The 14,685-nt window shown below is 54.6% G+C and carries 13 protein-coding genes; 2 read left to right on the forward strand and 11 right to left on the reverse strand.

All coding sequences use genetic code 11. The annotated features are described in order from the left end of the window. Nucleotides 1–23: 23 nt before the first annotated feature. A complete protein-coding gene (arfB, locus tag QEN31_RS18620; RefSeq protein ID WP_000560527.1) occupies nt 24–446 on the reverse strand; it encodes an alternative ribosome rescue aminoacyl-tRNA hydrolase ArfB in 423 nt (140 codons plus the stop codon). Continuing rightward, entirely contained in the window at nt 443–988 is a 546-nt protein-coding gene (locus QEN31_RS18625; RefSeq protein ID WP_001185319.1) for a YaeQ family protein, read from the reverse strand. The genes arfB and QEN31_RS18625 overlap by 4 nt, the downstream gene beginning before the upstream one ends. 197 nt (nt 989–1,185) lie before the next feature. Between QEN31_RS18625 and QEN31_RS18630 the strand changes: the two genes are divergently transcribed. Both QEN31_RS18630 and rof read left to right on the forward strand, forming a co-directional pair. Continuing rightward, nucleotides 1,186–1,386 carry a YaeP family protein gene (locus tag QEN31_RS18630; protein WP_001518678.1) on the forward strand — a complete coding sequence of 67 codons (201 nt, stop codon included), beginning with the start codon at nt 1,186–1,188 and terminating at the stop codon, nt 1,384–1,386. After that, the gene (gene rof / locus QEN31_RS18635) at nt 1,373–1,633 is read left to right on the forward strand and encodes a Rho-binding antiterminator (RefSeq protein WP_000062330.1); all 261 of its coding nucleotides are present in this window, start codon (nt 1,373–1,375) and stop codon (nt 1,631–1,633) included. The genes QEN31_RS18630 and rof overlap by 14 nt, the downstream gene beginning before the upstream one ends. Nucleotides 1,634–1,716: 83 nt before the next feature. Here rof and tilS read toward each other — a convergent pair whose 3' ends face one another. From tilS to lpxA, 9 genes are all read right to left on the reverse strand, one after another. Next, entirely contained in the window at nt 1,717–3,009 is a 1,293-nt protein-coding gene (gene tilS, locus QEN31_RS18640) for a tRNA lysidine(34) synthetase TilS (RefSeq protein WP_000210058.1), read from the reverse strand. Between the two features lie 63 nt (nt 3,010–3,072). Then, the gene (locus QEN31_RS18645) at nt 3,073–3,462 is read right to left on the reverse strand and encodes a VOC family protein (RefSeq protein ID WP_000901086.1); all 390 of its coding nucleotides are present in this window, start codon (nt 3,460–3,462) and stop codon (nt 3,073–3,075) included. A gap of 55 nt (nt 3,463–3,517) precedes the next feature. Next, nucleotides 3,518–5,659 carry a lysine decarboxylase LdcC gene (gene ldcC / locus QEN31_RS18650; RefSeq protein ID WP_001021052.1) on the reverse strand — a complete coding sequence of 714 codons (2,142 nt, stop codon included), beginning with the start codon at nt 5,657–5,659 and terminating at the stop codon, nt 3,518–3,520. A 75-nt stretch (nt 5,660–5,734) separates the two neighbouring features. After that, nucleotides 5,735–7,498, reverse strand: a complete 1,764-nt coding sequence (locus tag QEN31_RS18655; protein WP_000524169.1) for a chitinase — start codon at nt 7,496–7,498, stop codon at nt 5,735–5,737. Nucleotides 7,499–7,677: 179 nt separating this feature from the next. After that, complete coding sequence (gene accA / locus QEN31_RS18660) at nt 7,678–8,637, reverse strand: acetyl-CoA carboxylase carboxyl transferase subunit alpha (RefSeq protein ID WP_000055753.1); 960 nt, start codon at nt 8,635–8,637, stop codon at nt 7,678–7,680. A 12-nt stretch (nt 8,638–8,649) separates the two neighbouring features. Further along, on the reverse strand, nt 8,650–12,132 hold the full coding sequence (gene dnaE, locus QEN31_RS18665) for a DNA polymerase III subunit alpha (protein WP_001294820.1): 3,483 nt from the start codon (nt 12,130–12,132) through the stop codon (nt 8,650–8,652). 23 nt (nt 12,133–12,155) lie between these two features. Next, nucleotides 12,156–12,752 carry a ribonuclease HII gene (gene rnhB / locus QEN31_RS18670; protein ID WP_000569411.1) on the reverse strand — a complete coding sequence of 199 codons (597 nt, stop codon included), beginning with the start codon at nt 12,750–12,752 and terminating at the stop codon, nt 12,156–12,158. Continuing rightward, nucleotides 12,749–13,897 (reverse strand): lipid-A-disaccharide synthase, encoded by a 1,149-nt coding sequence (lpxB, locus tag QEN31_RS18675; protein ID WP_000741217.1) that lies wholly within the window; start codon nt 13,895–13,897, stop codon nt 12,749–12,751. Before lpxB ends, rnhB begins: the two co-directional genes overlap by 4 nt. Next, nucleotides 13,897–14,685: an acyl-ACP--UDP-N-acetylglucosamine O-acyltransferase gene (lpxA, locus tag QEN31_RS18680; protein ID WP_000565950.1), complete on the reverse strand. Its 789-nt coding sequence runs from the start codon at nt 14,683–14,685 to the stop codon at nt 13,897–13,899. Before lpxA ends, lpxB begins: the two co-directional genes overlap by 1 nt.

Consider the following 14,685-nt stretch of genomic DNA (forward strand, 5'->3'; position numbering starts at 1 on the left):
TATGAAATTGCTATTCCTGCCCGTCAATCCAGTGGACGACGAACTTTGCCGCGAAGCGCCTTTACAGAAGATTTTTGCGCCTTTGAGGACAAACGGCGCTCTTTCGAGGCACGCGTCGGACGGGTTGCGCGACGGCTTTTCTGCTCCGCGGTTAATTCTTTTATGACGGCAACCAGCCTGGCGATAGCCGCTTCCCGGTTGAGCTCCTGGCTCCGGAACTCCTGCGCCTTAATGATAATGACGCCATCATCGCTTATCAGATGGTGGCTGGCCGTCAGCAAACGCTGTTTATAATACTCTGGCAGGCCAGAGGCCCGAATGTCAAAGCGCAAATGAATTGCGCTAGAGGTCTTATTTACGTGCTGACCACCCGCGCCCTGCGCGCGAATGGCCGTAATTTCCAGCTCATTATCGGCTATGGAGACCGTCCGGGAGATGGCAATCATGAGGGCTGTTGCCAGGCGGTTAGCTGTATTTCCAGATTATTCCGAGCATCAGAAAGCCAGATTGCGCCGTCCTGAATCGTCGCCTGTAGCGTCATGGTACGATCGGCAAATTCACTGAGCTGCGCCAGTTGCCCGTCATCCAGATACCAGACGGACAGGTTAGCGAACTGCGCGCACTTGCTTTGATGCTGCTGCCACCAGATTTGCGCCGCCCGGGAGTTATAAGCAAAGAGCGCGACGTCGCTCGCCTGAGTACAGGCTTTCTTAATACGGCGCTCATCCGGCAGCCCCAGCTCTATCCAGAGATCGATGCCCAGATGATCGTTGCGCAGCCAGGCCTCCGGCTCATCTTCCGCGCTGAGCCCGCGTGTAAACTGCAACCGCTCATCAGCATATTTTATCCATGCCAACAGGCGCAGCATCATGCGCTCCTGCGTTTCAGAAGGGTGACGCGCCAGCGTCAATGCCGCATCCAGAAATCGGTTGCGATCAAGGTCAGCCACATTGACGACGGCTTTATAAATTGTCGCTTTAAGCGCCATGAGAAAACTCCTTTCGAATCAGGCGCCCATTGTAGCGAAAACCGCGCTAAAAGGCTGTTAACGAATCTTTTACCCACTCGCGTCAGGCGCTGATATTGCGCAAATGAGTATGGTATAGTCACCTTGCTAAACAAGATTTAACTTCGTAGGCTTAGACTTGCATCCACGGTTAAGTCAGAATGCTGACAGGAGGGCATGTGGAAAAATATTGTGAGTTAGTACGCAAGCGGTATGCGGAAATCGCCAGCGGAGACTTAGGGTATGTCCCGGATGCGCTGGGTTGTGTATTGAAAGTGCTTAATGAAGTGGCGGCAGATAGCGCCCTTTCAGAGTCGGTCAGGGAAAAGGCAGCTTATGCTGCCGCGAACTTACTGGTGAGCGATTATGTCAATGAATGAAACGTATCAACCCATTAATTGCGATGACTACGATAGTCTTGAGCTTGCCTGCATGCATCATTTAATACTGACGCTAACGTTAAAAGATGGCGAGGTTTTGCAGGCAAAAGCGAACGATTTGATCTTACGTAAAAACGTAGAATATCTGCTTGCCGAGGTTTCCGGCGAGTCTTGTGAGCTTCGTCTCGATAAAATCGCCAGTTTCAGCCACCCGGAAATTGGTACCGTGGTAGTTAGCGAATCCTGAGTATTTTGTTGCCGGATGGTGGTGCAAGCACCTTATCCGGCCTACGTTCCATGCGATACGTAGGCCTGATAAGCGCAGCGCCATCAGGCATGCCAAACCAGACTCACCCCTTCTTTATCTTCTGCTGCTCCCTCACGCGTCACAAAAACACCCGCAGCCGCAATCAGCGTTTCGCCGTAAAACAACAGCGGCGTGGTGTCTCGTCGCCAGGGCGGGATCCCCTGCTCCTGCCAGATTTTCTTTAATTTACGTCCGCCGTTACGCCCGACAATATGTAGTACGCCTGGCGCTTTAAAACGAATGCTGACGGATTCTTCCTCTCGCGGTCGGCGCAGTTCGCCGCCAGGAACGAGCTGTACCGTCCCTAAGCCGGCAGGCAGCGCCAGCGGTGTTTGCCAGACGGGCCAGGCAACCGTCGTTTCGTGTTGTCCGGCCACGGATTTAATCCACCACAGTTGCGACTGATAACGGCGAATCTCGCGATCGCCAAAACGTAAACAGGGAGAGGCATCGTCGCGCGCCAGCGCCACCTCCTGCCAGATACGTTCCAGCGCGTCGCGAGAGGGCATCGGCGCATTACGCATCGCCAGCCAGCGACGCAAAATCGCCGCCCGCCGTACATCGCTCATCGACATTAATGGAGAGAGCCGCAATGTTCCCTCCGCCGTGATACAGTCAGTAAGATCGCTGGCCAGAAGCTCGTCCAGCAGCCTTTCTTGCTCGGCGCAGAGCGTCGCACTACGGGCTACCGCCGCAGGAAAATGCGGCCAGCGCTGCTGTAAGAGCGGAAGCGCGCGCAGGCGTAAAAAATTGCGATCGTAGGCGTCATCCTGATTGCTTTCATCTTCAATCCAGCATAAGCCATGACGCACAGCCCACTGTTCCAGCGTCTTCCGCGTTTCTCTCAACAGCGGGCGAAGAAGCAGAGTTCCGGCAAAAGGCGAGCGTTCTCCCATCGCGGAAAGTCCGGCCGGACCGCTGCCGCGCTTTAACGCCAGCAGAAACGTTTCACACTGATCGTCAAGGTGCTGCGCGGTTGCCAGCACTTCGCCAGGCAATAGCGTCTGTGCGAACGCCCGGTAGCGCGCTTCACGCGCATGGGCCTCGATACCCAGGCCATTATCCGCCAGCGTCACCCGCTCCACTACCAGCGGAACCTGCCAGCGTTCGCATACGGTTTCGCAATGCCGCACCCAGCTATCAGCATGAGGGCTTAAACCGTGATGAATATGGATAGCACGCAGCGTGACGTCAGGATGGCGTTCTCGCCACAACACCAGTTGATGCAACAGCACCGTAGAATCCAGGCCGCCGCTAAAGGCAGCCAGAATACGGCGAGAAGAGAGTAACGAGGTATTCAACGTGAGAGTGGTCATGATCCATGCTTATAGTGACTTAGCCCGGCTAACGTTACCTGGCGAGCGTCTTAATGACAAGCCTTACTGCTCATACAGCTCAAGCGGTAAACCGTCCGGATCGTTGAAAAAAGTAAAGCGCTTCCCGGTATACGGATCGATGCGTATCGGTTCGCACTTAACCTGATGCTTTTCCAGATGCGCAACGGCGTTTTCCACATTTTCCACGCTGAAAGCCAGATGGCGCAGGCCACAGGCTTCAGGTCGGCTTGGACGCGCCGGAGGGAAGGGAAAAGAGAAAAGCTCAATCACATACTGCCCGTTTAGCGCCAAATCGCCCTTCCACGAGTCACGCTCTTCCCGCCAGGCTTCGCTTAGCAGATCGAACCCCAGAATATCGCAGTAAAACGCCTTGCTCACCGCATAGTCTGTCGCAATGATCGCGATGTGATGAACCTGTTTTAATCCCAGCATAGCGTCTCCTTTATTGATTATCAGTACGTTACTCGTCACATTCCCGTCAGGCAAGCTAACAGGCGTGTTTTAAGACTCGTACCTGGTACACCCCGTCTTCATTCCGTTTCGCGCCGTGAATATCCGTTTCAAAACCGGGATAATGCTGGCCAATCGAGCAGAGCATCAGCAGAAAATCGAGCACGGCCCGACTCTGTTGCGTGATCCTCTCGCCGGGCATCAACAGCGGAACGCCTGGCGGATAAGGCAGGATCATATTCGCGGAAACGCGCCCTGGCAGTTGATCGAGCGCCACGGTTTCCACCTCGCCTTTGATCTGACGCTGCCAGGCCTGGTGCGGGGTCATAATCATCTCCGGTAAAACCTCGAACGCCCGCAGCATCAGCCCCGGAAGATCGTGCTGGCGGATCAGTTTATGGATCCCCTGCGCCAGATCCTGAATGCGCATATTGCGATAAAAATCCGGATCTTCCGCATACAGATCCGGCAACATATTTTTGACGCGCAGGTTAAGATCGTAGGCGCGTTTAAATTCCGTCAGTCCGCGCAGCAGCCCCATCGCACGGGTCTTATCAATCCCTATGCTGAACAAAAACAGCAGATTATACGGCCCGGTTTTTTCCACCACTACGCCTCGCTCATCGAGGAACTTCGCCACCAGCGCGGCGGGTATCCCCTCTTCGCTCATGTTGCCCTGTTCATCCATCCCCGGCGTCAGGATTGTCACCTTAACCGGATCGAGGAACATATGATCGTCATCGGCATCGGCGAAGCCATGCCAGGTTTCTCCCGGCGTGACCGGCCAGCATTCGGCCTCATCAACCTCTTCCGGCTGCCAGATATCAAAGAACCAGCTATCGGACTCTTCACGTAGCCGCTGTACCTCTTTACGAAAATGGAGCGCCCGCTCCACCGAACGATTAATCAATCTTTTCCCTGGATTGCCGCGCAGCATCGCCGCCGCGGTCTCGATAGAGGCGACAATGGGATAGCTCGGCGATGTGGAAGTGTGCATCATAAACGCTTCGTTAAACGTCTCTTCGTCATATTCCCCTTTGATATGAATAAGCGACGCCTGCGAAAAAGCCGCCAGCATTTTATGGGTGGATTGCGTTTCGAAAATCACTTTTCCGGGCACCCGATCGCCGCTCATCCCGCTTTTCCCCTGGTAGATCGGATGGAAATGGGTATAGGGTACCCAGGCGGAATCAAAATGGATCGAGGGAACGTCCAGCATCTGCTTGATCCAGTTAGTGTTATACAGCAGACCATCGTAAGTCGAATTGGTGATAACCGCATGCACCGGCCATTGCGCCTGAGGGGTCTCCTCTATCTTGCTTTCGATGCTTGCACGGGTAAATTCCCTTCGGGGAATACCGCCGAGAATGCCGAGCGCATTGCGCGTCGGCTTCAACCAGAGAGGCACCACATCGCTCATCATCAGCAAATGCGCCAGCGATTTATGACAATTACGATCAATAAGTAGCGTACTTCCCGCAGGCGCGGCATACATACCGACAATTTTATTCGAGGTCGACGTACCGTTCGTCACCATATAGCTCTGCTCGGCGCCAAAAGTACGGGCGATATACTCTTCCGCTTCCAGATGCGGCCCGGTGTGATCCAGCAGCGATCCCAGTTCAGTCACCGAAATCGACACATCAGCTTTTAAGGTATTGCCGCCAAAAAAGTCATAAAACAGGCAGCCTGGCGGGCTTTTCTGATACGCCGTTCCCGCCATATGACCCGGCGTACAAAAGGTATATTTTCCTTCTTTAGCGTAGGTAAACAGCGCTTTGGTAAACGGCGGCGTAATATTATCGAGATATTCGTTTGTATATTGATGAATGCGCGTCGCGATATCTTCAGCCAGCCCTAATGCATACTCAAAAAACCACAGCGCCATGCGCATATCGTGAACGCTAACGTCCAGCGTGGAGTTGGTATTGATAAAGGCGTAGAGAGGAAGGTATTCATTTAGCTGGTTGATTTCGCTACAAAGGTCGAGACTGTATTCATCCCAGTCAAAAATAACGCCGCAGATGCGCGGGTTATGTTCAATAAACTTCAACAAGTCAACGCTATTTTGCGGCCAGATAATTTGAAATCCCAGGGATTGTAATGCACGCTCAAGCTCCTTGATGGGTTCATCTTTATAGTAAACCCCGTGCGGCCCCATAATGGCGATGATGTTCATGCTTTCTCCTGAAAAAACCTGAGATAAGCATAGTAACAATCCTGCCGATGCAAAGCACCGACAGGATTTATCTTATTACAATGCGTTCCATGCATCGGCCCAGGCAATCCCTACGCCGGGCTCATAGTAGGCAGGCGCAACATTACACCATGAGCCTTCCGGGAACGGTTTGCACTGGTACAATGCGCCATTACTGTTGACGATGTCGCCCGGATTCCATTTCTGGCTGCTGCTCCAGGCAGGGTAGCTGGTGGTCTTATCTTCGTCATCCGCAGCGGCGGCCTTCGCTTTCACATTCAGCGTATAAACCGCTGTACTGGAGAGCGTACCGTCGCTAACGGTCAGATTCACCACATACTGGGTGTTCTGAGTGACATCCGGCGCGTTGAAAATCACAACGGCTTTATCCTGGCCGCTCAGCGTTTTGCCATCCTGCGACATCCAGGTATAGGTGAGCTTGTCGCCATTCGCGTCGGTCGATCCTTCCGCGCTGAGTGAAACCTGGCTACCGGCTTCCACCGCCCCGACCGGCCCGGCAATGCGCGCGACTGGCGCCACGTTTTCATCCGTCACTGGCGCCGGAGTTGGCGTGACATCAGGTTCAGTGGTTCCGTTATCATCGACGACATTAACGTTGAAATAATGTTGTACACATTTCGTGTAGTCGCCCTCTTTAAAGGCGGTATACGGCGTCTGATATCCCACTAACTGGCAGGAATAGGTTTTACCGTCCGCAGTATCGGCGCTCCAGCCCCAGTCTTGTTCCCAATAGATCGGTAACGCGCCAGCGCCGCCTTCATCGAACTGCTTCATCTTTTTACAGCCCAACACTTCGTCAGCCGGCACCGGCACTTTCAGGTAGTTGGCAAACTCTTTGTAGTAGGCGATACGGTTAAGCGACTGCGCATTCTCATCTGCGCCGCCGCACTCCACGCCGCCATTGATGATCTGAATGGTGACGCCGAAACCTGATACCAGGCCGTTTGCTTTATCGCGATCGTTTGGCTGCCAGGTACCGTCAATCACATGTAGCATAGACGGCTTCGGCGGCTGCGGATACACAAAGAAGAAGACGGCGCTCGCCAGGTTCATCCAGGTATCCGCCACCAGCTCGGGTTTATCCAGCAGAGGGCGAACGTCGCCATACATCGCGTCAGAGAAAGGCCCATAGTTGTAGTTATAAGAAAGCTGTTTTGCCCCGCGACCAAAATAGCTGAGGAAATCGCCGTCCTTATCTTTACCGCACGGCCAGGTCTGGCCCTGCCATACATCCGGGTTACATTCGCCGTTGTAGCCGCCTTTCTGCCCTTCTGTCCAGCCGACTTCGCGCAGATAGACCAGCGCCTGACGCCATTCCGGAATGTCACGCCAGCTTTCGTGACCGCCCGTCTCCTGGGCAAAATGCGCAAACATAGTAGCCAGGGTTTTACGGCAGATAGCGTCGCTATCGCGTCCATCGGTGTAGGTACCACAAACCGCCGGGAATTTACCTATCGCTTTCAGGAAGTTAGAGTAAGTGTATTCCGGCGCGCGCATCGGGAACAGATAATCCCAGTCGGCCTCTTTCAGAATACTTTCAACGCGTTTTACGTTTGCCGGGTTAGCGGCGCGCCCCGGTTCGATTTGTTCGACCGCGCTGTTATCCAACGTCTGGATAGAGGATTTCACGGCCTCCATTAACGGAAAATCCGTTAGCGCTTTCTCTTTCGCCGCCAGATCGCTGGCGTTGATGGTCATTGGCTCACTACTGCTAAGCAGCGGCGCGGCCTGCGCACCGGATAAGCTCAACATGATTCCTGCCGCCACGGCGCTGAGCGCCAGTGTTTTTTGCAATCCCATAATTTTCTCCTTGAAGGGTAGTTCACTGCCTGCCCTGGCCACACGCCTGGCAGTTGCTACAGTGTCAGGGAGAACATGCCGTTGCGTTTAATCACATCAACTCATCGGCGTCTCATTTTTCCTCGTCCAAAAAAAAGAGGCCGGATTATCCGGCCTCCTGGGAAAAATGAGGTAAATGATTAGGCGTAACCGTAGCTCATCAAACGCTGGTAACGACGGTTTTTTAAATCATCGGTGCTTAACACATCGAGATCGGCTAAATCTTCCAGCAGCTGCGCTTTTAGCGATGCCGCCATCGCTTCCGGATTACGGTGCGCGCCGCCCAGCGGCTCCGGAATGATGGAATCGATTAGCTTCAGCTCTTTCAGACGCGGCGCGATGATGCCCATTGCTTCAGCAGCCAATGGCGCTTTGTCGGCGCTCTTCCACAAAATAGAGGCGCAACCTTCCGGGGAGATAACGGAATAGGTGCTGTATTGCAGCATATTCACTTTATCACCCACGCCAATCGCCAATGCGCCGCCGGAGCCGCCTTCGCCAATCACGGTGCAGATGACCGGTACGTTCAGACGAGACATCTCACGCAGGTTGCGGGCGATGGCTTCAGACTGACCACGCTCTTCCGCGCCCACGCCAGGGTAAGCGCCCGGGGTGTCGATGAAGGTGATAATCGGCATGTTGAAGCGTTCAGCCATTTCCATCAGGCGCAGCGCTTTGCGGTAGCCTTCCGGCGCTGGCATGCCAAAGTTACGACGAATTTTTTCTTTGGTTTCACGACCTTTCTGATGACCAATGATCATCACCGGTCGCCCTTCCAGACGCGCGATACCGCCGACGATGGCTTTGTCATCAGCATAGGCGCGATCGCCCGCCAGCTCATCAAACTCATCAAACGCCAGACGGACATAATCCAGGGTGTACGGACGCTGCGGATGGCGCGCCAGTTGGGCTACCTGCCATGCGCCGAGATCGGCGAAGATTTTGCGCGTCAGTTCTACGCTTTTTTCGCGCAGGCGATGGACTTCTTCATCGATATTAATATCCAGTTTCTCATCCTGGCGGCTTACCGCAGTCAGAGAATCGATTTTCGCTTCCAGCTCTGCTATCGGCTGTTCAAAATCAAGGAAATTCAGACTCATAGTATTCCTGTATTAGTCAAACTCCAGTTCCACCTGCTCCGAACCAATGAGGCCACGCAGATCGTTAAGTAAACGATCGCTCGGAGAGACACGCCACGTTGCGCCAAAACGCAGCCGCGCACGCGCATCCGCCCTCTGATAGTAGAGATGTACTGGAATGGTCCCCGAGCGGTGGGGTTCCAGAGACTGACGGAGTCGGTTTAAAAGCTGGTCATCAATTTGCCTGTCCGTCAGCGAGATAGCAAGCCCGCGAGCGTATTTTTCGCGAGCTTCGTCAATATCCATCACTTCGCGGGCGGTCATTTTAAGCCCCCCGCTGAAGTCATCAAAGCTGACCTGTCCGCTGACGATAAGTATGCGGTCTTTTTCCAGCAACTGCTGGTATTTATCCAGCGCGTCGGTAAATAACATCACTTCCAGACGCCCGGAACGGTCATCCAGCGTACAGATGCCGATACGATTGCCGCGCTTGGTGACCATAACCCTTGCGGCAATCACGAGCCCCGCAGCCGTGGTGACTTTACCACGTTCTGTCGGATGCATGTCTTTGAGCCTTACCCCGCCGACATAGCGCTCAATTTCTTTTAAATACTGATTGATGGGGTGGCCCGTCAGGTACAGCCCCAACGTTTCACGTTCCCCATCTAACACCACCTGCTCCGGCCACGGCTGGCAGCTGGCATAGGATTGCTCGATTTGCTCCGGCTCTTCCGCCAGTACGCCGAACATATCCGCCTGACCGATAGCTTCCGCTTTGGCGTGCTGGTCGGCGGCTTTCAGCGCATCGCCCAATGAGTTCATCAGCGCGGCGCGGTGCGGCCCCAGGCGGTCGAACGCCCCGGACATGATCAGCTTTTCCAGCACCCGGCGGTTGAGCTTTTTGGTGTCGGTCCGCGCGCACAGATCAAACAGCTCGCGGAAATAGCCGCCCTGATTACGCGCGTCGATGATCGCTTCGATCGGCCCTTCGCCGACGCCTTTGATCGCGCCGATGCCGTAGACGATCTCGCCCTCATCATTAACGTGGAAATGGTACAACCCGGAGTTAATATCCGGCGGCAGAATTTTCAGTCCCATCCGCCAGCACTCGTCCACCAGGCCGACGACCTTCTCGGTGTTGTCCATATCGGCAGTCATCACCGCCGCCATAAACTCTGCCGGATAGTGCGCCTTTAGCCATAGCGTCTGGTAAGAAACCAGCGCATAAGCGGCGGAGTGCGATTTGTTAAACCCGTAACCGGCGAATTTCTCCACCAGGTCAAAGATTTTCATCGCCAGTTCGCCGTCGATACCGTTCTTTTTCGCGCCTTCTTCAAAAACGGAACGCTGTTTGGCCATCTCCTCCGGCTTTTTCTTACCCATCGCACGACGCAGCATATCCGCGCCGCCGAGAGTATACCCGGAAAGTACCTGGGCAATCTGCATCACCTGTTCCTGATACAGAATGATGCCGTAGGTCGGCTCCAGTACCGGCTTCAGGCTTTCATGCTGCCACTGAACGTCCGGGTAAGAGAGTTCTTCACGACCGTGCTTACGGTCGATGAAGTTATCTACCATCCCTGACTGCAACGGGCCGGGACGGAACAGGGCCACCAGCGCGATCATATCTTCAAAGCAGTCCGGCTGCAGACGTTTGATCAGATCTTTCATGCCGCGCGATTCAAGCTGGAAGACCGCCGTGGTTTCCGAGCGCTGCAGCATGTCGAAGCTTTTTTTATCGTCCAGCGGAATGGCAGCGATATCCAGCGGTGGCTCGCCATTCTTCGCCCGCCGCTTGTTGATCATCTCCAGCGCCCAGTTGATGATAGTCAGCGTACGCAAACCGAGGAAGTCGAACTTCACCAGCCCGGCATATTCCACGTCGCTTTTATCAAACTGGGTAACCGGATGCTTGCCCTCTTCATCGCAGTACAGCGGCGCAAAGTCGGTAATTTTGGTCGGCGCGATGACCACGCCGCCAGCGTGCTTACCGGCGTTACGCGTGACGCCTTCGAGCTTACGCGCCATATCGATCAGCGCTCTGACCTCTTCATCCGCCTCGTAAATTTCCGGCAGTTGCGGTTCCGCTTCAAAGGCTTTTGCCAGCGTCATGCCCGGATCGGGCGGCACCAGCTTCGAGATACGATCGACAAAACCGTACGGATGCCCCAGCACGCGGCCCACATCGCGGATAACGGCTTTCGCCGCCATCGTACCGAAGGTGATAATCTGCGATACCGCATCACGCCCGTACATGTCTGCGACGTGCTCAATCACCTGGTCGCGTTTCTCCATACAGAAGTCAACGTCGAAGTCAGGCATCGAGACACGTTCCGGGTTCAGGAAACGTTCGAACAGCAGGTCAAATTCCAGCGGATCAAGGTCGGTAATTTTCAGCGCGTAGGCCACCAGCGAACCAGCCCCGGAACCACGTCCCGGCCCTACCGGCACGCCGTTATCTTTTGACCACTGGATAAACTCCATCACGATGAGGAAGTAGCCAGGGAACCCCATCTGGTTGATAACCTGTAGTTCAATATCCAGACGCTCGTCATATTCCGGGCGACGCTTTTTGCGCTCTTCTTCGTCCGGAAACAGGAAAGCCAGACGCTCTTCCAGCCCCTCTTTCGATTTTTTGACCAGATAATCTTCGGTGGTCATATCGCCGGTCGGGAACTGCGGCAGGAAATATTCACCCAGACGCACCGTTACGTTGCAGCGTTTGGCAATCTCCACCGTATTTTCCAGCGCCTCCGGAATATCGGAGAACAGCTCGCACATTTCTTCTTCACTGCGCATATACTGCTGCGGTGAATAATTGCGTGGACGTTTAGGATCGTCGAGCGTGAAACCGTCGTGGATCGCGACACGAATCTCATGGGCGTCAAAATCATCGCTTTCAAGGAAACGGACATCGTTTGTCGCGACAACCGGCAAACCACGTGCCTCAGCCAGTTCAACCGCAGCATGGAGATAGGTCTCTTCGTCCTGTCTGCCGGTACGGATCAGTTCCAGGAAGTAGCGATCGGGAAAATGCGTTTCATAGAAAGCAACGCACTCCTCCACCAGCGCCTGGTTGCCGCGTAGCAGACAGCGGCCTACGTCGCCCATGCGTCCGCCGGAAATCAGAATCAAACCTTCTTTAAGCTCTACCAACCAGTCGCGCTCGATAATCGGGCCTGCCGCGCCGTAGCCGCGCTGATACGCTTTCGAGATCAGCAACGTCAAGTTCTGGTATCCCGTATTATTCGCCGCCAGTACCGTCAGATGAGTCAGCTCATCTCCCAGCAGTTCGTTGTGAACGTTAAAGTCCGCCCCGACGATGGGTTTAATGCCCGCGCCATGACCCGCTCCGTAGAACTTCACCAGACCGCAGAGGTTGGTAAAATCGGTGATCGCCAGCGCAGGCATACCTAATGAGGCCGCCTTTTTCACCAGCGGCCCGGTCTTCGCCAGCCCATCGATCATAGAGTAGTCGCTGTGCACCCGCAGGTGAACGAAACGTGGTTCAGACATCTTCAGATTTCTCGATACAAGAATCAGGACACAAGTCCCAGAGCGCGTTTAACAGGCGCAAAACTGCGTCGGTGGTGCGCCGTCGCGCCATACTGTGCCAACTTTTCCAGATGAAAAGCGGTTGGATAGCCTTTGTGCTGCGCAAAGCCATACTGAGGAAAAACGATATCCAGCGCCGCCATTTCTGCGTCGCGGGTGACTTTCGCCAGAATAGACGCCGCGCTAATCTCCGCCACGCGGCTGTCGCCTTTCACCACGGCCATTGACGGCACAGGCAGCGCCGGACAGCGATTGCCGTCGATCAGCACATATTCTGGCGCAATATGCAGTCCAGCGACAGCGCGCTGCATGGCGAGCATGGTGGCGTGCAAAATATTCAGCTCATCAATTTCATGCGCTTCCGCGCGTCCCAGACTCCAGCTTAACGCCTTTTCTTTAATCTCGTCATACAATGACAGACGACGCTTTTCAGACAATTTTTTGGAATCATTCAGACCGACGATCGGGCGAGCCGGATCGAGGATCACGGCGGCGGTCACTACGGCACCCACCAGCGGGCCACGGCCCACTTCATCCACACCCGCCACTAAATGGGTGTGTGGATAAACAAATTCGATCATTGTGCTAACTCCAGGACGGCATTTGCCGCCTGCTCATCGGCATTACAGCGGATCTGCTGATGCAGTTCACGGAAGGTGTCGTGCATCGCATGGCTAGTTTTACCGTTCGCCAGTAGCGGCAACAGCGCTTCGGCGAGTTTTTGCGGTTCGCACTCTTCCTGCAACAGCTCTTTGACTAATTCTCTTCCCGCCAGCAGGTTAGGCAAAGACACATACTCCGTTTTCACCAGACGTTTCGCCAGCCAGAAAGTGAAGGGCTTCATACGATACCCCACGACCATCGGGCATTTTGCCAGCATACACTCCAGCGCCGCCGTACCCGAGGCCAGCAACGCCGCGTCGCTGGCGATCATCGCCTCGCGCGCCATGCCGTCCAGCAAATGAACGGCGAGATCCGGCGCAACCTCCGCTTTAATTTTTTCAAACTGCTCGCGGCGTTTCGCGTTCACCAGCGGCACTACCACTTCCAGATCGGGATAGCGCTGTCGCAGCAATTGTGCGGTTTTCAGGAAATCGGCGCTGAGCATTTCCACTTCCGCACCACGGCTGCCTGGCAGTAGCGCCAGACAATGGGCGTCATGCGGGATACCCAGCACATCGCGCGCCGCATTTTTATCCGGGTCCAGCGGCATGGCATCCGCCATGGTGTGACCGATAAAGCGGCACGGGACGTTAAATTTATCGTAAAACGCTTTTTCGAAAGGCAGAAAAGCCAGCACCATATGGGTGGATCTGCCTATTTTGAAAACGCGTTTCTGTCGCCAGGCCCAAACGGACGGGCTGACATAATGAATGGTCTTAATCCCTTGCTTTTTCAGATTACCTTCGAGGGTAATATTGAAATCAGGGGCGTCAATCCCGACAAAGACATCGGGCTTGAGTTCGGTAAAACGGCGGGTCAGATCGGCGCGGATATGCAACAAACGGCGTAAACGTCCGAGCACTTCAACAATGCCCATGACCGCCAGCTCTTCCATTTCGTACCAGGCTTCACACCCTTCGGCCTGCATACGCGGCCCCGCAACGCCCACAAAGCGGGCGTTGGGTACGCGCGCTTTCAGCGCACGAATTAAGCCTGCGCCAAGAATATCGCCGGACGTTTCACCGGCGACCAGGGCAATCGTTAAAGGACGCTGTGCCGCCATTAACGAATCGGACCGCGCGTTGAACGCTCAAAGAACTCGGTAAACGCCTTCACTTCCGGATGCTTTTCAGCAAGTTCAGCGATTTCCAGCTTCGCTTCGTCGAGCGTTTTACCACTGCGGTACAACAGTTTGTAGGCATTACGAATCGCCACCAGCCCTTCACGGCTAAAGCCGCGACGCTTCAGCCCTTCGATATTTACCCCGAACGGCGTCGCATGGTTACCCTGCGCAATCACATACGGCGGGACATCCTGCGCCACGCCGGAGCAGCCGCCGACCATCACATGCGCACCGATAATGCAGAATTGATGAACTGCCGTCATACCGCCGATGATCGCAAAATCATCGACTGATACGTGCCCCGCCAGCGTGGCGTTGTTGGCGAGGATACAGCGATTACCTACCGTACAATCATGTGCGACATGCGCATTGATCATCAGCAGGTTATCGCTACCCACCTTCGTCAACCCACCGCCCTGCACTGTACCACGATGAATGGTGACGCTTTCGCGGATGCGGTTACGATCGCCAATTTCCACACGGGTCGGCTCACCCGCATATTTCAGATCCTGGTTCACTTCACCGATGGAGGCAAACTGATAAATCTCGTTGTCGCGGCCGATTTTGGTTTGACCATTCACGACCACATGAGACTTCAGTACGGTTCCCTCACCAATTTCGACCTGCGGCCCAACAATACAAAAGGGACCAATGTGGGCATTAGCGCCAATTACAGCGCCGTCTTCCACAATGGCGGTAGGATGAATAAAGGCGGATTTATCAATCAC

The sequence above is a fragment of the Salmonella sp. SA15303 genome (genome assembly GCF_029962125.1).
GTDB classification, from domain to species: domain Bacteria; phylum Pseudomonadota; class Gammaproteobacteria; order Enterobacterales; family Enterobacteriaceae; genus Salmonella; species Salmonella enterica.

Excerpts from the sequence above, each read along its gene's own strand:
- arfB (WP_000560527.1), bottom strand. The coding sequence starts at position 446 with ATGATTGCCATCTCCCGGACGGTCTCCATAGCCGATAATGAGCTGGAA.
- QEN31_RS18625 (WP_001185319.1), bottom strand. The coding sequence starts at position 988 with ATGGCGCTTAAAGCGACAATTTATAAAGCCGTCGTCAATGTGGCTGAC.
- rof (WP_000062330.1), top strand. The coding sequence starts at position 1,373 with ATGTCAATGAATGAAACGTATCAACCCATTAATTGCGATGACTACGAT.
- tilS (WP_000210058.1), bottom strand. The coding sequence starts at position 3,009 with ATGACCACTCTCACGTTGAATACCTCGTTACTCTCTTCTCGCCGTATT.
- QEN31_RS18645 (WP_000901086.1), bottom strand. The coding sequence starts at position 3,462 with ATGCTGGGATTAAAACAGGTTCATCACATCGCGATCATTGCGACAGAC.
- ldcC (WP_001021052.1), bottom strand. The coding sequence starts at position 5,659 with ATGAACATCATCGCCATTATGGGGCCGCACGGGGTTTACTATAAAGAT.
- QEN31_RS18655 (WP_000524169.1), bottom strand. The coding sequence starts at position 7,498 with ATGGGATTGCAAAAAACACTGGCGCTCAGCGCCGTGGCGGCAGGAATC.
- accA (WP_000055753.1), bottom strand. The coding sequence starts at position 8,637 with ATGAGTCTGAATTTCCTTGATTTTGAACAGCCGATAGCAGAGCTGGAA.
- dnaE (WP_001294820.1), bottom strand. The coding sequence starts at position 12,132 with ATGTCTGAACCACGTTTCGTTCACCTGCGGGTGCACAGCGACTACTCT.
- rnhB (WP_000569411.1), bottom strand. The coding sequence starts at position 12,752 with ATGATCGAATTTGTTTATCCACACACCCATTTAGTGGCGGGTGTGGAT.
- lpxB (WP_000741217.1), bottom strand. The coding sequence starts at position 13,897 with ATGGCGGCACAGCGTCCTTTAACGATTGCCCTGGTCGCCGGTGAAACG.